The sequence below is a fragment of the Erwinia rhapontici genome (assembly GCF_012271765.1).
GTDB classification, from domain to species: Bacteria; Pseudomonadota; Gammaproteobacteria; order Enterobacterales; family Enterobacteriaceae; genus Erwinia; species Erwinia rhapontici.
On the sequence record NZ_VRKO01000014.1, the window covers coordinates 77,949 to 97,309 of the forward strand.

Consider the following 19,361-nt stretch of genomic DNA (forward strand, 5'->3'; position numbering starts at 1 on the left):
GAAGACCAGGAAAACCCCTAAACGAACGATTGCGAGGCGTGATAGCTTAAAATACGCTTGCCTTAGGATATACTCGGGACTGTTTTTTTGCCCTATATGCCCTGAATCAGAGATTCGGTGCTTCGGAGAACAGGCTTGCGCGTCAGTCGTTCGTTAACGATTAAGCAAATGGCGACGATTTCCAGCGTTGCAGTCGTGACCATTTGTATTTTTATCGTCATACAGCTTTTTCATTTTGTGCAGCAGCGCAGAATCGACTACGCCCAGCAAATGGAGAACGTGGCACATACCGTTCGCCAGCCGTTGTCACAGGCGGTACTCAAAGCGGATATTCCTCAGGCTGAATATATTCTTAACTCACTGCGTCCGGCCGGTATTCTGGCGCGCGCAGAAGTGGTGCTGCCCAATGGGCTCCAGGCGCTGCATACGGACTTTGAGCCCGAGAAACCGGTGCCACGTTTTATCATGGAGTTGTTTGAGCTGCCGGTGCAAATCACGGTCCCTCTCTATTCTGTCCAACCGGCCAACCCTAAGCCCCTGGCGATACTGGTGTTGCAGGCCGATTCCTGGCGCGTGTATCAGTTTATCCTTAGTGCTGTCTCGACGATGGTCACCGCCTATCTGCTGCTGGCGCTGATCCTCTCTGTCTCTATCAGCTGGTGTATTAATCGGTTGATGGTGCGCCCGCTGCGCAATATTGCCCACGAGCTGCGGGACCTGAGCCTGCAACAGGCGATCGGTCATCAGCTGTCGTTGCCGCGTCATCATCGTGATGATGAAATCGGCATGTTGATCCGCCACTACAACCGTAACCAGAAGATGCTGGCATCGTCCTTTGATGAGATGAGCCACATGAGCACCCATTTTTCTCTCACCGGCCTGCCGAATAAAACGCTGTTCCTGGCGCTGCTGGAGCAGCATCTGCGCGCTGTTGGCCCGGCGGGTATGTTTACTCTGATCGTGGTGCGTATTGAAACGCTGCTGGAGACCAACGGGCTGGTCACCGACGAACAACGTCATGCCATGCTGCTGACGCTGGTGGAGAAAATGCGCGAGTGTATTGATGAGCGTACGGTACTGGCGCAGCTGTCGATCTGCGATTTTGCCCTGCTGGTGAAACGCGCGAATAACCCGTTCCGTGGACTGCGGCTGGCGCGGACTCTGATGGTGCGCCTGAATCAGCCGATCGGTTTGCAGCATATGCAGCTGCGGCCGAATATCAGCGTGGGCATGGTACTGCGTGAAGCCGACAGCCTGAGTGCCGCCGATCTGCTGGCCCGCGCGACCTCGGCCATGGTCTCAGCACGCCATCAGGGGAAAAACCAGATCTTGTTCTTCGACCCGGCATTAACCGAGCGCGCGCAGAAACGGCTCACCCAGGAACATGATATTTTGCAGGGGCTGGAGCAGCAGCAGTTTGCACTGTGGTTGCAGCCGCAAATCGATATGAACAGCGGTAAGCTGGTGGGCGCTGAGGCGCTGCTGCGCCAGCGTCAGCCCGATGGCTCCTGGTGCCTGCCGGAAGATCTGATTACTAACGCGGAGGAGATTGGGGTGATTACCGCGCTGGGCCGCTGGGTGTTTGAAGCCTCCTGCCGCCTCCTGGCCGACTGGCAGCAGCAGGGGATCGAATTGACGCTGAGTGTGAATCTCTCGGCAATCCAACTGCGCGAAGCCACAATGGTCAGTCATTTACAGGAGCTGATTCAGCGTTATGACATCCGTCCTGGTCGTCTGATGCTGGAGATCACTGAAACCGCCCAGATCGGTGAGCCAGAGCAGGCGCTGCACCTTTTGCAGGAATTACAGAAAACCGGCGTTTCCATCGCGCTGGACGATTTCGGTATGGGCTATGCCAATCTGAACTGGCTGAATCAGTTTAAAACGCTGCCGATTAGCAAACTAAAAATGGATCGCAGCTTTGTCGCCGCGTTGCCGAATAATGACAGTATGGTGAGAATTGTTTCTTTCATCGCTGAGATAATGCATCTGGACGTCGTGGCCGAGGGTGTGGAAACCGAAGAGCAGCGTGACTGGCTGCTGGCACGGGGTATCTCTATTGGTCAGGGTTATCTGTATTCAGAGGCGCTGCCGCTGCCGCAATTTGAGCAACGTTATCTGTCACAATCCTGAGACGCGGGTCTACCTTCTACTTTCTTTAGTTATACAACTTTCTGCTGACGTGATTCAGCTCTTATAAATGTCGATTAGGTGGCCCCACGCCGGGCCACCCCGTACCAATCCTGTTAACCGGATGTTACTTTCGCGCTGTCGTTGGACTAAAAAACAACAATTAACGCGGTTAACGGATACCTTTATGAAAACTTCCCTGTTCAAAAGTCTTTATTTCCAGGTACTGACAGCTATCGCCGTCGGTGTTCTGCTCGGGCATTTCTACCCGGAGCTGGGCGCGCAGATGAAGCCGCTGGGTGATGCCTTCGTCAAGCTGATCAAAATGATTATTGCCCCGGTGATCTTCTGTACCGTGGTGACCGGTATTGCCGGTATGGAAAGCATGAAAGCGGTCGGGCGCACCGGTGCCGTGGCGCTACTCTATTTTGAAGTGGTCAGTACCATTGCGCTGATTATCGGCCTGGTGGTAGTGAACGTGTTGCAGCCTGGCGTGGGCATGAACGTTGACCCGGCTACGCTGGATGCTAAAGCGGTGGCGATGTACGCCCAGCAGGCTGAACAGCAGGGCGTGGTGGCATTCCTGCTGGATGTGATCCCGGGCAGCGTCATTGGTGCCTTTGCCAGCGGCAATATTTTGCAGGTGCTGTTGTTCGCGATCCTGTTTGGCTTTGCTCTGCACCGTATGGGCGATAAAGGCACGCTGGTGTTCAACTTTATCGACAGCTTCTCCAAGGTCATTTTCGGCATCATCAATATGATTATGCGCCTGGCACCGATCGGGGCTTTCGGTGCGATGGCCTTCACCATTGGCAAATACGGCGTGGGTTCACTGGTACAGCTCGGCCAACTGATCATCTGCTTCTACATCACCTGCCTGCTGTTTGTGGTGGTGGTGCTGGGGCTGATTGCTCGCGTGGTTGGTTTCAATATCTTCAAATTTATTGCCTATATCAAAGAGGAGCTGCTGATTGTCCTGGGGACGTCCTCTTCTGAGTCGGCGCTGCCACGTATGCTGGATAAAATGGAGAAGCTGGGGTGTAAGAAATCGGTCGTCGGCCTGGTGATACCCACCGGTTACTCCTTCAACCTCGACGGCACCTCGATTTACCTGACGATGGCGGCAGTCTTTATCGCTCAGGCCACCAATAGCCATATGGATATCTGGCATCAGATTACCCTGCTGGTGGTGTTGCTGCTCTCCTCGAAAGGTGCAGCAGGGGTGACCGGCAGTGGTTTTATCGTGCTGGCGGCAACGCTCTCGGCCGTTGGGCACCTGCCGGTGGCGGGCCTGGCACTGATTCTCGGCATTGACCGCTTTATGTCCGAAGCCCGCGCACTGACGAATCTCGTGGGTAACGGCGTGGCGACCGTGGTGGTGGCCAAATGGGTGGGTCAGCTGGACGAAAAGCAGTTAAAAGAGACGTTGAATGCGAGTAAAAAGCAGCAAAAAGTAGCCTGAAACATCGCGATAAGTACTTAATTCACAAAAAATCACCTCAAATGCCCGTCGTGACTTGCCCTCACGGCGGGCATTTGCATAATAACCCTCATATTATTTTATGATTTTTCATTCCGCTGTGTGACATCCTCGTCGATGCGTGGTCTAAGAGCTGTTCCTTTTAAAAACAGTGGCTTTCCGGAGCCATCTGTCACCGTGACAGAATCAGGCCGTAGACCGCCAGTGATAATTATTTGGTTTGTGATTGAGTAGGGGTTCACATGCAGGGCACCAGAATTCGTTTATTGATTGGTGGAATCTTACTGGCAGTGGCCAGTAGCACTGTACAGGCTGAAACACTCCAACCCGATCCTGCCTGGCAGCAGGGCAAACTGGAGAACGGTTTTAGCTGGCAGTTGCTCACCACCCCGCAGCGTCCAAGTGACCGCGTTGAAATTCGCCTGTTAGTTAACACGGGCTCGCTGGTTGAAAGCGCCCAGCAGGCTGGCTACAGTCATCTGTTACCCCGTCTGGCGCTGGTGCATAATGCCACGCTGGATCCGGCGCAGCAGCGCTCACTGTGGCAGCAAAGTATTGATCCGCAGCACCCCCAACCGCCAGCCATCACCTCATACGATTACACGCTTTACAATCTGAGCCTGCCGAATAACCGCCCGGAAATGTTGAAAGAAGCCCTGAACTGGCTGGCGGCAACCGCAGGTAAAATGACGATTAACGATCAGGTGGTGAACACCGCCCTCAATGCTGATGACCCGATTGCCACCTGGCCGGGTAATCCGCAGGATGTCTGGTGGCGTTACCGTCTGAAAGGCTCTTCGATGCTGGCGCATGACCCGGCCGCCGCGGTAAAAACCCCGGTCGATATGGCGCAGCTCTATGCGTTCTATAAGCAGTGGTACACGCCCGATGCCATGACGCTGTTTGTGGTGGGTAACGTTGACAGCCGCAGCCTGGCCGAGCAAATCAATAAAGTGTTCTCCCCGCTGGAGGGCAAGCGCGATCAGCCTTCCGCGATGCCAACGCTTTCGCCGTTGCCACAGCAGCCGGTGAATCTGGTGAACAACGGTATTAGCCAGGATCGTCTGTCGCTGGTGTGGGATACGCCGTGGCAGCCCATCCGCGAATCACAAAACCTGCTGCGCTACTGGCAGAGCGATCTGGCGCGTGAAGCGCTGTTCTGGCATGTGCAGAAAGTCCTGAGTGATAACAAAACCCAGGGAATGCAGGTTGGCTTCGATTGCCGGGTGCTGTATCAGCGCGCCCAGTGTGCCATCAATATGGACGCAGACAACGCGGCACTGAACAACAACCTGGAGCTGATCGCCAAAGAGATGGTCAACGTGCGTGATAAAGGGCTGACTCAGCAGGAGTTCGATGCGTTGATGACGCAGAAGAAAAGTGAACTGACCAAGCTGTTTGCCACCTATGCACGCACCGATACCGATGTTCTGATGAGCCAGCGCCTTCGCTCTCAACAGAACGCAGTGGTGGATATCGCTCCTGAGCAATATCAGAAACTGCGTCAGACTTTCCTGTCAGAGTTAACCCTCGACCAGCTCAACCAGGAGCTACGTCAGCAGTTAACCCAGGATATGACGATGGTGCTGATGCAGCCGCAGGGCGAACCTGAAACCAAGGTGAAGATGTTGCTCGAAAGCTGGCAGAAAATTATGACGCCGATAGCGCCAGTGGCTGCCCCAGCGGACGCGGCACAAACGGACGGCAGCGCACCGGCACAGTGACAGGTGTGATCACGGGGCGGACCCGCTGTTTTGGCCCGCCCGTGATATCACCATTTCCGCGCGCGTAGCCATTCGTTGACCAGCATCGGCCAGCTGGCGAGCGGCAGGTCGGCCACGTTGCGAATGCCAAAGCCGTGGCCGCCTTTTTCATAGAAGTGCAGCTCGCACGGCACCTGATGTTCACGCAAAGCGCTAAACATCACCATGCTGTTATTCACCGGGACTGACGCGTCATCAACGGCGTGGATCAGCAGCGTCTGCGGTGTGTTATCGCTCACGCGATTCTCCATTGAGTACGCGTCAATTTCCTTCTGGCCTGGGTTTTCACCCAGCAGTTGCAGACGCGACCCGCTATGAGCCAGCCCGTCACGCATACTGATGACCGGATAGATCAGTACCAGCGCATCGGGGCGCGGAGAGCGCGCATCAGCAGCATCCTGCACCGGATAGAGTTTTTCACCGAAACGCGTTCCCAGACTGGCGGCGACATGCCCTCCGGCTGAGAAACCCATCATGACAATTTTCTCACCATTGCGGCCACGCAGCGCACGTTCACGCAGCACTCTGACGGCGCGCTGGGCATCGGCCAGTGGCGCATCAGCACCTTCATGGTGACCATCTGCGGGCAGACGATAGGTCATGACCGCCAGCGTATAGCCCATAGAGGTAAAGAACATCGCCAGGGCGCTGCCCTCTTTATCGATCATGATGCGCTGGTAACCGCCGCCAGGGGCGACCAGCAGCGTGATGCCGTTCGACTGTTCCGGGTACCACACCGCCAGCTCCGGACAGCGGACGCCGCTGGCAGCACGGTCGAAGGGCTCATAAGGTTTGGCCAAATCAATAATCTGCGGCTGCGCCCGTGAATCGCTGGCGCCTGGCGCATCGCCGTGTGGCCAGAGGTTGAAAATTTCTGCGTTCATAGGCGCCTCAATATTATTGCTGCAACAATAATTAGAAATTATAGAAGCCGTAGAAAAAAGGAAGGTGATATTTATCACGGCGTATTGAACAGAAACTGTGCCGCTTTATTTTTCCGCCGTCTACTATTTCACCTCATCGGTAATCAATTTCGGAATATACTCAATTCTTTCTTTTTTCCGGCCTGATGCACTGTCATTGCTGCTCTGGGCGGCTTTTACATTAGATTTTTTTAAATATTGACCTAAACACAAACTATTTATGCGGCTGCTGTTTTTACTCATTAATAATGGTTCTTTGCTCAGGAACTTTCCCCGGTAATAATTTGACTTAATATTATTGATTCATCAGAACGGCATATTTTACTGTCAGAGACTATGCTGTCAGACGGAATCTGAACGGAGAGTGAAGATGAAACGCAGTGTGCGTTATATCCTGATTTTATGTCTGGGGATGTTCGTCAGTTTGCCCCTGTTTGCGCAGCAGTATGCGTTTCTCAACCAGGATGACCTGGTGCTGAATAAAACGCGGTTGCAGCAGCAGCAGGCACCCACGCTGACACTGAAAGCCTGGCATCAGCTACAGCACGAGGCCGATAAGGCGCTGGTTGCGCCACTGCTGAGCGTGACAGAGAAAGGGCTTACGCCTCCCAGCGGTTCAAAACACGATTACCTGAGCCTCAGTGCCTACTGGTGGCCAGATGACGCGTCTCCGGATGGGCTGCCGTGGGTACGCCGTGACGGTAAAATCAACCCTTCAACCAAGAACAATGACAGCGACGGTGTGCGGCTGGCGACGTTTACCGCCCGGGTACAGACCCTGACGCTGGCCTGGTATTTCTCCGGCGATGAACGGTATGCCGATCGCGCGATCGCCCTGATCCGCCACTGGTTTCTCGATCCTGCCACGCGGATGAACCCTAACCTGAACTGGGCCCAGAGCGTACCGGGCAAGGCGGAAGGGCGGCGATCCGGCGTGCTCGATGGACGTTACTTTGCCACGCGGATTGTGGATTCCCTGCTGATGCTGCGCACCGCGCCTGGCTGGCGTGCGCAGGATGAACAGCAGATGCAGCAGTGGATGAGTGATTACCTGCACTGGCTACAGACCAGCAAACAGGGTAAGGGGGAAGCGCAGGCGGAGAATAATCACGGTAGCTGGTACAACGTGCAGGTGGCGGGTATTGCCTGGTATCTGCAACGGCCTGAGGCGATCACACCCATGCTGGAGCAGGCAAAAAAACGCATGAATCACCAGATTGCTGCCGATGGCAGCCAGCCGAAAGAGCTGGCACGCACCCGATCTTTCCACTACAGCTGGTTTAATTTGCAGGCACTGACCGCGCTGGCCACGGTGGCGCAGAACAGTCATACCGGCGATCTGTGGCATTACCGTACCCCGCAGCAGGCCAGCCTGCTGACAGCGCTGGATTTTATGGCACCGTACAGCGGCAACAACAAAATCTGGCCCTACCACAGCCTTGACCGTATTGGCGTGCGCCTGATCCCGTTGCTGTCGCAGGCCGATAATCAGCGTAATAGCGATCGCTATCAGGCGGCGATCCGTCAGGCTAACTGGGATCTGCCCAATGGCGGAGAAGGGCGCGGGGCAACGATCTCCGCACTACGTGATACCTGGCTGCTGGCCGTGCCGCGCGTTAGCGAGGCGCAGGCATCCGCTCACGGGGAATAATCGCCCCGCGATGCTGGATCACCGTACTGGCGGTGAGGTGGCCGCGCTGTGCGGCTTCGGTTGCGCTCCCGCCAGTCAGACGTACGGCGAGGTAGCCAGCGCTGAAGGAGTCACCTGCTGCCGTGGTATCAACTATCGCTGATGCCGGCAGACGCACCGCGGGGATCTCCAGCAGCGGCTCGCTGCCATTCGCTACCAGGCAGGCATCGGCACCGCGTTTAATCACAATCTCACTGACGCCCGCCTGCTGCGTGCGTGCAATCACGTCTGCTACGCTGGCTTCGCCCCACAGCAGGGTTTCATCGTCCAGCGTCAGGAACGCGATATCGGTGCAGGCGAGGATTGCCTGATAGGCACTCTGCGCCTCTTGCGGGTTCTGCCACAGGCGTGGGCGGTAGTTATTATCGAAAATAATCTTGCCGCCGTTTTTGCGGCACGCGGCCAGCAGGGCGTAGAGGGTTTCCCGGCTCTCTGGGCTTAAGATCGCGAGGCTGATCCCGCTCAGATAGAGATAGTCATAATGGGCCAGCTGCTGACAGATCGCTTCTGCACGCTCGCCTTCCAGCCAGTAACGCGCGGCAGCATCGTTGCGCCAGTAGTAAAACGTACGCTCACCCTGCGGGTCGGTTTCAATCACATACAGGCCTGGCAGTTTGTTCTTCATGCGCTGGATCAGGCCGGTCTGTAGCGACTCGCTTTGCCAGGCGGCGATCATCTCACTGCTGAAGCTGTCCTGACCCAATGCGGTCACATAATCCACCCGCAGCGCCTGCTCTGGTACCTGGCGAGCTACGTACACCGCGGTATTCAGCGTATCGCCACCAAATCCCCGGCTCATATCGCGACCCTGCTGGGAGAGTTCAATCATACATTCGCCGATCACGGCCAGTTTCTGTTGCGTCATGGTCATTCGCTCAATGAAAAGTCTGCGTTCAGTCTCGCTGCGTGCGGGGCAACAGTCAATGATTTAAAACGATGTTTTAATTTTATTGTGACGTGGGTTTAGTCCGGGCCAACTGATGATAAAACGCCCTAAACAGCGCCTGTTTTAGCGATTGAAAGGGCAAAAGATGGGTAATCTTAGCAAGGCTAACGTGGCTGTATGTCGATAAAGTTCTCAGGGACAGTGCCGATACTTGCAACACGGGATGCCATACGAAGGCGGTCTCACAAATAAAGGATCATAATAATGGTGCTGAATAGCCTCAGTCACCGGTTACCGAACGCAATCGTCGAACAAGAGCAGCTTAAAGAACCTGTTTACTGGCAACAGTGTCAGCGTTCCTATAACTTCCAGCCGATTTACCGGGTAGACGGTAGCCTGATGGCAATTGAGTTGCTCACAGCGGTGTTTCACCCATCCGCGCCGAGCCAGAGAGTTTCGCCGGAGCTTTATTTTGCAACGCTTGAGATCCCTCAACGCCTGCATATTGTGGCCGAGCAGCTGACGCTGCTGGCTAAATGGGAAAGAAAATTTGCCAGTACTAACATCGTCGCCTCCGTCAATATCGACGGGCCAACGCTGTTGGAAATCCAGCATAACAGAACCGTTCGTCAGTTAATTGCACGCTGCCCGTGGGTGCGTTTTGAACTGGTCGAGCACCATGTGTTGCCACAGGAAGTGATTGTTGCGCAGATGCCTGAACTGGGGCCGCTGTGGCTGGATGACTTCGGCTCCGGCATGGCGAACTTCTCCGCGCTGACCGAACTGAAGTACGACTACATCAAGCTCGCACGCGAGCTGTTTATCCTGCTGCGTGAAAGCGAAGAGGGCCGAAATCTGTTTGGAATGCTGCTGGCCCTGATCAATCGCTACTGCAAAGGGGTGATTGTTGAAGGGGTAGAAACACCTGAAGAGTGGGAGCAGGTACGTAACTCTCCTGCCTATGCTGCACAGGGGTATTTCTTTGCCCGTCCTATGCCGTTTGAACAGCTTGAGGCATTGCCGCTGAACCTCGTCTGATCCCATGTGCTGTCGTCTCGACTATCTTTAACCAGAGACGGATAGCCATCAAGGAGACGACGAATGTCGCGTACGGGGAAAGTCATTAGCTGGATTGCCGGGATTTTTGTGCTGTTGGTGGTGGTGATGGTCATTGTGATCGCCACCTTCGACTGGAATCGCCTGAAGCCCACCATCAACCAGAAAGTTTCTGCCGAGATTAACCGCCCGTTTGCCATTCGTGGCGATCTGGGTGTGGCGTGGGAGCGCAACCGCAGCGAACCTGGCTGGCGTCGTTGGGTGCCCTGGCCGCACGTCCATGCCCAGGACATTATGCTGGGTAACCCTCCTGACATTCCTGATGTCACCATGCTGCATCTGGCGCGTATCGACGCCACTCTCTCACCCCTGGCGCTGCTGAGTAAGCAGGTGTATCTGCCGTGGATCAAACTGCAACAACCGACCGCAAAGCTGGTGCAAACGGCCGACCGCAAAAATAACTGGACGTTTAACCTCGCGGGCAGTGACTCAAAACAGGAAAATCAGCCGCCTTCCGCATGGTCGTTCCGTCTGGATAATATCGTTTTTGACCAGGGGAACATCGCTTATCGTGATGCGATCAATAAGGCGGATGTGCAGATCACCGTCGATCCGCTGGGTAAACCGGTGCCTTATGCCCAGTTGGCAGGAGGCAACGACCAGCAAAAAGGGGCGGCAGATTTTGTCTTCGGCTGGCGAGTCAGCGGGACGTACAACAACGAGAAACTGAACGGTGACGGCAAAATGGGCGGCATGCTGTCGTTACGCAGCCAGAATACGCCATTCCCGATTCAGGCTGATATCCGCAGTGGCACCACGCGCGTGCGGGTGGCGGGGACCGTGCAGGACCCGATGAACCTCGGCGGGGTAGATATTCGCCTGCGTTTCTCCGGTGATACCCTGGCCAACCTCTATGGGTTGACGGGCGTTCTGCTGCCGGATACGCCGCCGTATGAAACGGATGGCCATCTGACGGCGCGTTTCCAGCAGGCCGCCGGTGCGGTGTTTCGCTATCAGGGCTTTAACGGCCATATCGGCGACAGCGATATTCATGGTTCCCTGACCTACAGTCAGAGCAAACCCCGACCTAAGCTGGAAGGGACGCTGGAGTCGCGTCAGCTGCGTATGGCCGATCTCGGCCCGCTGATTGGCGTCAATTCCGGTAAAGGCAGTGAAAAGACCGAAAAGGCCAAGGCACAACGTGGAGAGGCCGCCACGCAGCCCGCCGATCGCGTGCTGCCGCATGATAAGTTCGACACGAAAAACTGGGATGTGATGGATGCGGATGTGACATTCAAAGGTCGGCGCATAGAGCACAGCAGCTCATTGCCGATCAGCGATCTTTCCACTCATCTGATCCTGAAAAACGGCGATCTGCGCCTCGACCCGCTGCGCTTCGGCATGGCGGGAGGAAACCTGAATGCCAGCGTCCGGCTGGAAGGCGACAAATCGCCAATGCAGGGACGCGTGGATCTCCATGCCCGCAATCTGAAGCTGCGGCAGCTGTTCCCGGGCGTGGAAGCGATGCAGAGTGCGCTTGGCCAGATGAACGGTGATGCGACGCTGAGCGGGCGCGGTAATTCAGTGGCCGATTTGCTGGCAACCAGCAACGGTGACCTGAAGCTGCTGATGAACGATGGCCTGATCAGCCGCAGTCTGATGGAAATTGTGGGTCTGAACGTGGGTAACTACGTGGTGGGTAAGCTGTTTGGTGATGATGAAGTGAAAATCAACTGCGCGGCCGCCAATCTTCAGGTGAACAACGGGCTGGCCTCGTCACGGTTGTTTGTCTTCGATACTGAAAACGCGATTATCAATATTACCGGCACCACCAATTTTGCTAACGAACGGCTGGATCTGTCGATTAACCCGGACAGCAAAGGCATCAGGATTATCACGCTGCGCTCACCGCTGTATGTGCGTGGCACCTTTAAAAATCCCGATGCCGGTGTGAAACCCGGGCCACTGATTGCTCGTGGTGCGGCGGCGGTGGCATTAGGTGCCGTGGTGGCCCCGGCAGCGGCGCTGCTGGCGCTGATCTCACCGAGTGACAACGACGATAATCAATGCAGCCGCGTATTGCAGCAGATGAAAAGTGGGAAATAACGTCGTGCAGGGCGGATATTGATAAGGACGAGGCAGACCTCACCGCTACAATCATTGACACGGGCGAGGCATGCCTCGCCCCTACAGTCATCGATACGGGCGAGGCATGTGGTCGGTCTGTACCCATGCCTCGCCCCTGGATCCGCTGTAGGGGTCGGGCATGCCCGACCCGCCATCAGGCAATATCAATCAAACAACGATTCGTGACGGGTTTCTTTGCACAGGATCAGCGCAATCAGCGTCAGGCAGGCCATCGACGCCAGGTAAACGCCGACATAGAACAGCCCGTAAGTGTGCGCTAACCAGGTGGCAATATATGGCGCGATGGATGCACCCAGAATCGACGACAGGTTATAGGAGAACGATGCTCCGGTATAACGGACTTCGGTCGGGAACAGCTCCGGTAACAGTGCGCCCATCGGTCCGAAAGTCAGCCCCATAATGCTCAGGCCACAGACCAGGAAAGCCATAATCAGCATCTGATTACCGGAACCCAGCATCGAGGGGAAGATCATCGAAAAGCCGATAATAATCAGGGTAATGACGATCATCGTCCTGCGGCGACCAAAGCGGTCGGCCAGCAGCCCGGCAATCGGCACCATGATGCCAAAACCAATCACCGCCAGCATCAGCATCCACAGGAAAGTATTACGTGGAATACCCAGTCCGTTAGGCGCGGGCGTGGTGCCGTAGGTCATGGAGTAGACGGTCATGATATAGAACAGGGTGTAGGTTGCCAGCATGATGAATGTACCAATAATGGTGGTACCCAGATGCTTGCTGAACAGGGTGCCAATCGGCACTTTCACCTGTTTCTTCTCTTTCTGTACTTTGGCGAAAACCGGTGACTCATGCAATGAGACGCGCACATACAGGCCGATCAGCACTAATACCGCTGAGAGGATAAACGGCACGCGCCAGCCCCAGCTCATAAACTGTTCGTCGGTCAGCAGCCAGGAGAGCAGCAGGAAGGTGCCGTTGGCAAAGAAAAAGCCAATCGGCGCGCCAAGCTGCGGGAAGGAGCCATACAGGGCGCGTTTTTTCGCCGGAGCGTTTTCCGTGGCCAGCAGTGCAGCACCGCCCCATTCGCCGCCCAGTCCCAGACCCTGACCAAAACGTGCCAGCGCCAGCAGCAGGGGGGCAAACACGCCAATCGTTTCATAGCTCGGCAGCAGGCCGATCGCCACGGTTGAAATTCCCATGGTCAGCAGCGAGGCGACCAGCGTCACTTTACGCCCGACACGGTCACCAAAGTGGCCAAACACCGCTGAACCGATAGGGCGCGCGATAAAGGCAATGGCGAAGGTGGCCAGTGACTGCAGCGTGGCAACGGTGGCATCACCCTGTGGGAAGAAGATATGCGGGAACACGATTACCGCGGCAGTAGCATAAATATAGAAATCGAAGAATTCGATAGCAGTGCCGACCAGTGAAGCAATAACGACTTTACCGCGAGAGTTGACGGGCGTGGCGTTGGGATCGGTGTCGATGGATGGCGCGATGGAAGCTTGCATAAATTTTTCTTATTTGAATGTGAATGTAAACGGCGTAACAACGAATCTTACGCACAGGCAAAGCCGCATTCAATGGCGAAAAAGCACCGAAAAGGCGGGTTAATCCAGCGAAAAGAGGATAATTTTCATTCCGCGATATTTGCGGGTGGATGGCAGGGTGAAATCGACTATTTCTGGCGTGAATCACTGCAAAATAGCCAAATTAAAGTTATGTCTCAGCCATTAATGCTGTTCTTTGGCGAATTAATCACCAGGTATCGAGATTTTCAACTGGCTGCCTCCTCAGGTGGCGACCTGGCAGATAAGGAGATTCTTAGTATTGTTGATAAAAGGTTTAGAAAGGAAACTATCAGCACGGTTTACAACCTGGTTTCGGCGGAATAGAATCTCGTCACTTTCTTCTCAGGAGCACACAATTGGACAGTCACCCTGTAACTCACGCGTTATAAAGGCAGGCCCACTCCGTTGTGCGCCTGCCGTTAATCGGCGGGCTATGTTTCCTCTCTTCTCAGAGCAGTAGCATCCCGTATAAAGAACTTTAAGATGTCCAGCCTGTGGCCGGACTGGGATTGCGTATGCGCTTTTTTGTTTTCACACCACAACGTCATCATCTTTTTCCTCCGGGCTGCCTGCGTTAATTCCTGTGCAACCGGTGCGCCTGTGCGCATCTCAATTCCCGTCGTGAGACGACAATGAGAACGACAAAGATGACATGGACTCCTTTTATCCTGCATTTGACCCTGGCGGTAGCGCTGGGGGCGATTATTGGTGCCGAGCGCCAGTGGCGACAGCGTATGGCTGGCCTGCGTACCAATGCGCTGGTAGCCACCGGTGCGGCTATTTTTATTCTCAGTTCGGTCAGCACCTCGCCGGACAGCCCTGGGCGTATCGCCGCACAGATTGTTTCCGGTATCGGTTTTTTAGGTGCCGGCGTCATTATGCGCCAGGGAATGAACATCTCCGGGCTGAACACGGCAGCAACGCTGTGGTGCTCTGCGGGAGTGGGCGTGCTGTGCGGTCTTGGGCAGTTTGCCAATGCCACCGCAGCAACCCTGGTGCTGCTATGCGCCAATATCCTGCTGCGTGAAGCGGCCCAGCGTATCAATACCCGGCCCAGCGCGACAGAGCATGAACCGGAGCAGCGCTACCGCATTCAGATTGTGTGCGGCAGTGAAGATGAAATACTGGTGCGCACGCTGATCCTGCAAGCGCTGAATGGAATGGCGCTGCGCCTGCAGTCGCTATACAGCGCGGATATCGCCCGCCCGGGTCATCTGGAAGTGAGCGCTGACGTGATGGCATTTCCCGCCGCGCAGCGGGAGATTGAAAGTATTGTCTGCCGCATCAGTCTGGAAAAGAGTGTCAGTGCGGTGCACTGGCGGATAGCGCCAGACCAGGCGATTTAACCCCACACAGGAGCATAACGATGAAAGAACCTCCGTCCCGGGAGAGGCAGTGGTGTGATAACAGGAGGCGCGTGCGGAAATAATTCCAGCCTGCTGTTCATCCTGCCCGTCGCCTCCCCCCTGAATCAATAAAAAATCCTCGTGTGCAGGCGTGCTATGCCTGCGCGTGAAACACCTTTGTTCAAGGAATGGCATGATGAAAATGCACCAGAGCAACCTGAAAATGGCACGTGACCTGGCGATCGCCAGCGCGGCCACCCAGAGCCAGGATCACACCCTCGCTCGTCTTAATACCCAACGCCAGGGCCTCACCCGTGAAGAGGCGGCGGCACGTTTACAGCAGTACGGCGCCAACCAAATCGCCAGTGATAATGCCCCGGCAGCGCTGACCCAGCTGTTGCAGGCGTTTAATAATCCGTTTATCTGGATCCTGATGGTGCTGGCGGCCATCAGCGTGCTGACCGACTACATCCTCCCGCTACGCCGGGGAGAAGAGACCGATTTGACCGGTGCCATCATTATGCTGGTGATGATTAGTCTCAGTGGATTGCTGCGCTTCTGGCAGGAATATCGCACCAATAAAGCCACAGAAGCCCTGAAATCGCTGGTCAGCACCACCGCTACGGTACAGCGCCGCAGCCATGCCGACAGTGAAGCGGTCAGCATTGAGGTGCCGCTGCAGGAGGTGGTTCCAGGCGACATCGTGCTGTTATCAGCAGGCGATATGATCCCGGCAGACGTGCGGCTGCTCTCCTCACGCGACCTGTTTGTCAGCCAGGCGGCGCTGAGCGGTGAAGCGTTGCCGATCGAGAAATACGACAGCCACAGTCATCTTCATCGCGCCAGCCCGCTGGCCGATGAGCAAGATTTGCTGAGCCAGCCCGGTATCTGCCTGATGGGTACCAATGTGGCCAGCGGCAGTGCGACGGCGGTAGTGGTCGCAACGGGCAATCAGACCTGGTTTGGTTCCCTGGCGAAGTCGCTGGTCGGTGAGCGCCCACAAACCTCCTTCGACCGTGGCGTCAACAGTGTCAGTTGGTTACTTATCCGTTTTATGCTGGTGATGGTCCCGGTGGTCTTGCTGATTAATGGCTACACCAAAGGCGACTGGAGCGATGCGCTGCTGTTTGCGCTGGCTGTCGCCGTTGGCCTGACGCCAGAAATGCTGCCAATGATTGTCAGTTCCAATCTGGCGAAAGGGGCGATTGCCCTGTCGAAACGCAAAGTGGTCGTGAAGCGTCTGAATGCTATCCAGAACCTGGGGGCGATGGATGTGTTATGCAGTGATAAAACCGGCACCTTAACCCAGGACAAAATCATTCTCGCCGGGCACCTCAATGTGCGGGGCAACAGTGATGATGGCGTACTGCAACTGGCCTGGCTTAACAGCCGTCATCAGACCGGGGTAAAAAATCTGATGGACCGCGCAGTACTCGGGTTCAGCCAGGGTAACGCTGCCGTCAGTGGGCTGTGGCGCTTTCGTAAAATCGATGAACTGCCGTTTGATTTTGAACGCCGCCGCCTGTCGGTGCTGGTCGCAGACGATGGCCAGCAGACCCTGATTTGTAAAGGGGCGGTGGAGGAGATGCTGGCGGTGTCAGCCTGGTGGCAGGATGAAGGAGAAGTGCGTCCACTGGATGAAGCAACATGCCGTCAGATTCGGCAGTTAGCAGCGGACTATAACCAGCAGGGCTTCCGTGTGCTGGTGGTGGCAACTCGCCAGATAAGTGAGCACTCGCTAATCACTCAGCTCAGCGCCGCCGATGAACGTGAACTGGTCATTACTGGCCTGCTGACGTTCCTCGACCCGCCGAAAGAGAGTGCGGCTGCCGCGATAGCCGCACTGCATGAACAGGGTGTGACGGTCAAAGTACTGACCGGGGATAACGCAGTGATCACCAGCAAAATTTGCCGGGACGTGGGGCTGGAGCCGGGGGAGCCGCTGTGCGGCAGTGAGCTTGCGCGTATCAGTGATGCTGAGCTGGCACGTCTGGTAGAGCAGAGAACCCTGTTCTGCCGTCTCAGCCCGCAGCAGAAAACGCGCGTGTTGCAGGCGCTGCAAGGTAACGGGCACACCGTGGGTTTCCTCGGTGATGGGATTAACGATGCCCCGGCGCTGCGCGCGGCGGATGTCGGGATTTCCGTCGACAGTGCAACTGACATCGCCAAGGAGTCAGCAGACATCATTCTTCTGGAGAAAAGCCTGCTGGTGCTGGAACAGGGGGTGATCAAAGGCCGCGAGACGTTTGGCAACATCATCAAGTACCTGAATATGACCGCCAGCTCCAACTTCGGCAACGTGTTCTCCGTGCTGGTGGCCAGCGCCTTTATTCCGTTTCTGCCGATGATGGCGATTCATCTGCTCTTGCAGAACCTGATGTATGACCTGTCCCAGCTGGCGCTGCCGTGGGACAAGATGGACAAGGAGTTTCTGCGTAAACCGCGTCAGTGGGATGCGAAGAATATCGGTCGCTTTATGCTGTGGATGGGGCCCACTTCATCGATCTTCGATATCACCACCTTCTGGCTGATGTGGCATGTCTTTGCCGCGAACAGCGTTGAGGCGCAGGCGCTGTTCCAGTCTGGCTGGTTTGTTGAAGGGTTGCTGTCGCAGACGCTGGTGGTGCATATGCTGCGCACGCAGAAAATTCCGTTTATTCAGAGCCGCGCCGCGTTGCCGGTGATGCTGATGACCGGGCTGGTGATGGCGCTGGGTATTTTGATTCCCTTCTCACCGCTGGGCCATGCGGTGGGGCTGGTGCCATTGCCGTGGAATTACTTCCCGTGGCTGCTGGCGACACTGCTGGGCTACTGCCTGGTGACGCAGGGCATGAAACGTCTTTATATGCGCCGTTTCGGTCAGTGGTTCTGAGGAGAAGAGATCATGAAAAATTCGAATGCCGTTACGGCTATCGTGCTGTTTTTCGTTGGATTGCTGATTTTTTCCAGCAGTATTGCGATGATATTTAGCGGATAAATAAAACGGGCGGACCGAAAGAGAAGGTCCGCCCCTACAGAATCCAGGTGGCCGCGAACCGATAGTTTGCACCCACCGTAATGAAGACCATTTTTCCGGTCACCCCGTTCCGATGATTTGTACCGGCACCTCGGGTTTTATCCATTTTTCATTAATACAATGGACTGAGCTTGACGACTGAATAAAAAGAAATCAACCTGAGTCCTCATATGGAAGATGAAAAACAAGAGGGATATAATGCCGATAAAATCATTTCGTTTTACTCACGGGTCAGGGAAAGTCATACCCTGGTGTACAGTAAAAAATAATGTTAATCATAATAAATATATACTTGATACCAAAGGTAAATCATTTTCCCTCGGTTTAGATGAAATACTTATCGGTAGTTCGATTTTTATAATTTCATATAAGAAAAACATACATCCAATTTTAGAAGTACAGGCGGGATATGTTTTAGATACGGGTTATACAGGAACAGTAAGGCCTTTTCCCTTAGACATGACTCAACGTATTTCATTAAATAAATTCAATATGGATTCTTATGAAAAGCAAAATTGACTCTTCGGTTTTTTTGTTTTATTTATCTTTGTGATGGTCTTTCTTTGCTCTTGTGCATCAGCGAAGGATGGTTCTTTATCCAGAGATGAACCCACCCAGGAAGCCGTTGAACTCACGAAAAAAATGATTTTTTCAGATGAAGAAGAGAAGAATAAAATCTTCTCTTCTTTTAAAGAATTAATGGATGAAAACCCAGGAAATATCACCATCAGAAATATGTATATCAATAATCTGATTGCAGAAAAACATTATGAAGAAGGGTTGAAATATCTCCGTGCGATGAACAAGAAAAACCTCACGCGGACTAACTTACTCACTCAGTGTATGTTGCAGGAACGGCTAGAGAAAAGAGACGAGGGGTGCTATAAAAAAGTTATTGCTCTGTCTGAAGAAAAAAATGCTATTGATTCAGACTATATCAGTGCCCTGTTTTTTATGGATGACAAAAGATTTGAAGCGTTAAGACACGAACTAATTAAAGAAAATAAGTTTAAAGAATCTGATTTCTTGGTCTTTACGCTGGGACAAGAGAAAATGTTACATGAGTTCTTTCCATAGTTCTTTTGTTGAACGGGCCGACCGAAACAGAAGATCGGCCCATTTTTTTTACGGGCGAATAAACCGCACGTAAATAAAGCGGATGATGTAAAACTCAATCACGCCCAGCAGCAGGAACCACAGGCAGAACACCAGCGTATACAGCTGGCCGATATCTGCCAGGTGGAACATCTCTACCAGCCTGCGTGCCAGCGTCAGACCGAATGAAGGCGCAGGCAGCAGCAGCGCCGAGAGAAAGCCGAGCAGCAGGGCGCTCATTGGCATCAGGAAAGTTTCAAACGGGTTTTTCATCACAATTCCGTGTTAGTCAGTTG

The 19,361-nt window shown here is 54.5% G+C and carries 16 protein-coding genes; 11 read left to right on the top strand and 5 right to left on the bottom strand.

The window, feature by feature from the left end; genetic code table 11:
* The first annotated feature begins 135 nt into the window (after positions 1–135).
* The 3 genes from hmsP (at position 136) to FVB43_RS14035 (ending at position 5,334) form a co-directional block, all read left to right on the top strand.
* Complete coding sequence (hmsP, locus tag FVB43_RS14025) at positions 136–2,133, top strand: biofilm formation regulator HmsP (RefSeq protein ID WP_167864191.1); 1,998 nt, start codon at positions 136–138, stop codon at positions 2,131–2,133.
* 184 nt (positions 2,134–2,317) lie between these two features.
* Positions 2,318–3,592 carry a dicarboxylate/amino acid:cation symporter gene (locus FVB43_RS14030; protein ID WP_133844594.1) on the top strand — a complete coding sequence of 425 codons (1,275 nt, stop codon included), beginning with the start codon at positions 2,318–2,320 and terminating at the stop codon, positions 3,590–3,592.
* Positions 3,593–3,852: 260 nt separating this feature from the next.
* Entirely contained in the window at positions 3,853–5,334 is a 1,482-nt protein-coding gene (locus FVB43_RS14035) for a M16 family metallopeptidase (RefSeq protein ID WP_167864192.1), read from the top strand.
* A gap of 47 nt (positions 5,335–5,381) precedes the next feature.
* On the opposite strand, the gene FVB43_RS14040 is transcribed toward FVB43_RS14035, so the two are convergent.
* Positions 5,382–6,257, bottom strand: a complete 876-nt coding sequence (locus tag FVB43_RS14040) for an alpha/beta hydrolase (protein ID WP_133844590.1) — start codon at positions 6,255–6,257, stop codon at positions 5,382–5,384.
* A gap of 123 nt (positions 6,258–6,380) precedes the next feature.
* Positions 6,381–6,539, bottom strand: a complete 159-nt coding sequence (locus FVB43_RS14045) for a hypothetical protein (RefSeq protein WP_159338354.1) — start codon at positions 6,537–6,539, stop codon at positions 6,381–6,383.
* Between the two features lie 127 nt (positions 6,540–6,666).
* On the opposite strand from FVB43_RS14045, the gene FVB43_RS14050 reads away from it, so the two are divergent.
* Positions 6,667–7,947, top strand: coding sequence for an alginate lyase family protein (locus tag FVB43_RS14050; RefSeq protein ID WP_167864193.1), 1,281 nt, complete (start codon positions 6,667–6,669; stop codon positions 7,945–7,947).
* On the opposite strand, the gene kdgK is transcribed toward FVB43_RS14050, so the two are convergent.
* Positions 7,913–8,851 carry a 2-dehydro-3-deoxygluconokinase gene (gene kdgK / locus FVB43_RS14055; RefSeq protein ID WP_167864194.1) on the bottom strand — a complete coding sequence of 313 codons (939 nt, stop codon included), beginning with the start codon at positions 8,849–8,851 and terminating at the stop codon, positions 7,913–7,915. The two genes, FVB43_RS14050 and kdgK, sit on opposite strands and share 35 nt — an antisense overlap.
* Before the next feature lie 285 nt (positions 8,852–9,136).
* Between kdgK and pdeH the strand changes: the two genes are divergently transcribed.
* Both pdeH and FVB43_RS14065 read left to right on the top strand, forming a co-directional pair.
* Positions 9,137–9,910 carry a cyclic-guanylate-specific phosphodiesterase gene (pdeH, locus tag FVB43_RS14060; protein ID WP_133844583.1) on the top strand — a complete coding sequence of 258 codons (774 nt, stop codon included), beginning with the start codon at positions 9,137–9,139 and terminating at the stop codon, positions 9,908–9,910.
* Between the two features lie 63 nt (positions 9,911–9,973).
* Positions 9,974–12,034 (top strand): AsmA family protein, encoded by a 2,061-nt coding sequence (locus FVB43_RS14065; RefSeq protein WP_133844580.1) that lies wholly within the window; start codon positions 9,974–9,976, stop codon positions 12,032–12,034.
* Between the two features lie 185 nt (positions 12,035–12,219).
* Here FVB43_RS14065 and FVB43_RS14070 read toward each other — a convergent pair whose 3' ends face one another.
* Positions 12,220–13,548, bottom strand: a complete 1,329-nt coding sequence (locus FVB43_RS14070) for an MFS transporter (RefSeq protein WP_133844578.1) — start codon at positions 13,546–13,548, stop codon at positions 12,220–12,222.
* 72 nt (positions 13,549–13,620) lie between these two features.
* Between FVB43_RS14070 and FVB43_RS14075 the strand changes: the two genes are divergently transcribed.
* The 5 genes from FVB43_RS14075 to FVB43_RS14095 all read left to right on the top strand — a co-directional run bounded on the left by FVB43_RS14075 (position 13,621) and on the right by FVB43_RS14095 (position 19,047).
* Positions 13,621–13,932 (top strand): hypothetical protein, encoded by a 312-nt coding sequence (locus tag FVB43_RS14075; RefSeq protein WP_167864195.1) that lies wholly within the window; start codon positions 13,621–13,623, stop codon positions 13,930–13,932.
* A gap of 323 nt (positions 13,933–14,255) precedes the next feature.
* Positions 14,256–14,954 (top strand): MgtC family protein, encoded by a 699-nt coding sequence (locus FVB43_RS14080; RefSeq protein WP_133844575.1) that lies wholly within the window; start codon positions 14,256–14,258, stop codon positions 14,952–14,954.
* A gap of 196 nt (positions 14,955–15,150) precedes the next feature.
* On the top strand, positions 15,151–17,826 hold the full coding sequence (gene mgtA, locus FVB43_RS14085) for a magnesium-translocating P-type ATPase (RefSeq protein ID WP_238337123.1): 2,676 nt from the start codon (positions 15,151–15,153) through the stop codon (positions 17,824–17,826).
* Positions 17,827–18,168: 342 nt separating this feature from the next.
* Positions 18,169–18,489, top strand: a complete 321-nt coding sequence (locus FVB43_RS14090) for a hypothetical protein (protein WP_167864196.1) — start codon at positions 18,169–18,171, stop codon at positions 18,487–18,489.
* Between the two features lie 33 nt (positions 18,490–18,522).
* A complete protein-coding gene (locus tag FVB43_RS14095; protein ID WP_167864197.1) occupies positions 18,523–19,047 on the top strand; it encodes a hypothetical protein in 525 nt (174 codons plus the stop codon).
* Between the two features lie 48 nt (positions 19,048–19,095).
* Here FVB43_RS14095 and FVB43_RS14100 read toward each other — a convergent pair whose 3' ends face one another.
* The gene (locus FVB43_RS14100) at positions 19,096–19,338 is read right to left on the bottom strand and encodes a DUF1158 family protein (RefSeq protein WP_133844569.1); all 243 of its coding nucleotides are present in this window, start codon (positions 19,336–19,338) and stop codon (positions 19,096–19,098) included.
* Positions 19,339–19,361: the final 23 nt, after the last annotated feature.

Bases quoted from the DNA above. Each gene is read 5' to 3' on its own strand.
- FVB43_RS14030 (WP_133844594.1), top strand. From the start codon at position 2,318: ATGAAAACTTCCCTGTTCAAAAGTCTTTATTTCCAGGTACTGACAGCT.
- FVB43_RS14035 (WP_167864192.1), top strand. From the start codon at position 3,853: ATGCAGGGCACCAGAATTCGTTTATTGATTGGTGGAATCTTACTGGCA.
- FVB43_RS14040 (WP_133844590.1), bottom strand. From the start codon at position 6,257: ATGAACGCAGAAATTTTCAACCTCTGGCCACACGGCGATGCGCCAGGC.
- FVB43_RS14045 (WP_159338354.1), bottom strand. From the start codon at position 6,539: ATGAGTAAAAACAGCAGCCGCATAAATAGTTTGTGTTTAGGTCAATAT.
- FVB43_RS14050 (WP_167864193.1), top strand. From the start codon at position 6,667: ATGAAACGCAGTGTGCGTTATATCCTGATTTTATGTCTGGGGATGTTC.
- kdgK (WP_167864194.1), bottom strand. From the start codon at position 8,851: ATGACGCAACAGAAACTGGCCGTGATCGGCGAATGTATGATTGAACTC.
- pdeH (WP_133844583.1), top strand. From the start codon at position 9,137: ATGGTGCTGAATAGCCTCAGTCACCGGTTACCGAACGCAATCGTCGAA.
- FVB43_RS14065 (WP_133844580.1), top strand. From the start codon at position 9,974: ATGTCGCGTACGGGGAAAGTCATTAGCTGGATTGCCGGGATTTTTGTG.
- FVB43_RS14070 (WP_133844578.1), bottom strand. From the start codon at position 13,548: ATGCAAGCTTCCATCGCGCCATCCATCGACACCGATCCCAACGCCACG.
- FVB43_RS14075 (WP_167864195.1), top strand. From the start codon at position 13,621: ATGGCGAAAAAGCACCGAAAAGGCGGGTTAATCCAGCGAAAAGAGGAT.
- FVB43_RS14080 (WP_133844575.1), top strand. From the start codon at position 14,256: ATGACATGGACTCCTTTTATCCTGCATTTGACCCTGGCGGTAGCGCTG.
- mgtA (WP_238337123.1), top strand. From the start codon at position 15,151: ATGAAAATGCACCAGAGCAACCTGAAAATGGCACGTGACCTGGCGATC.
- FVB43_RS14090 (WP_167864196.1), top strand. From the start codon at position 18,169: ATGCCGATAAAATCATTTCGTTTTACTCACGGGTCAGGGAAAGTCATA.
- FVB43_RS14095 (WP_167864197.1), top strand. From the start codon at position 18,523: ATGGTCTTTCTTTGCTCTTGTGCATCAGCGAAGGATGGTTCTTTATCC.
- FVB43_RS14100 (WP_133844569.1), bottom strand. From the start codon at position 19,338: ATGAAAAACCCGTTTGAAACTTTCCTGATGCCAATGAGCGCCCTGCTG.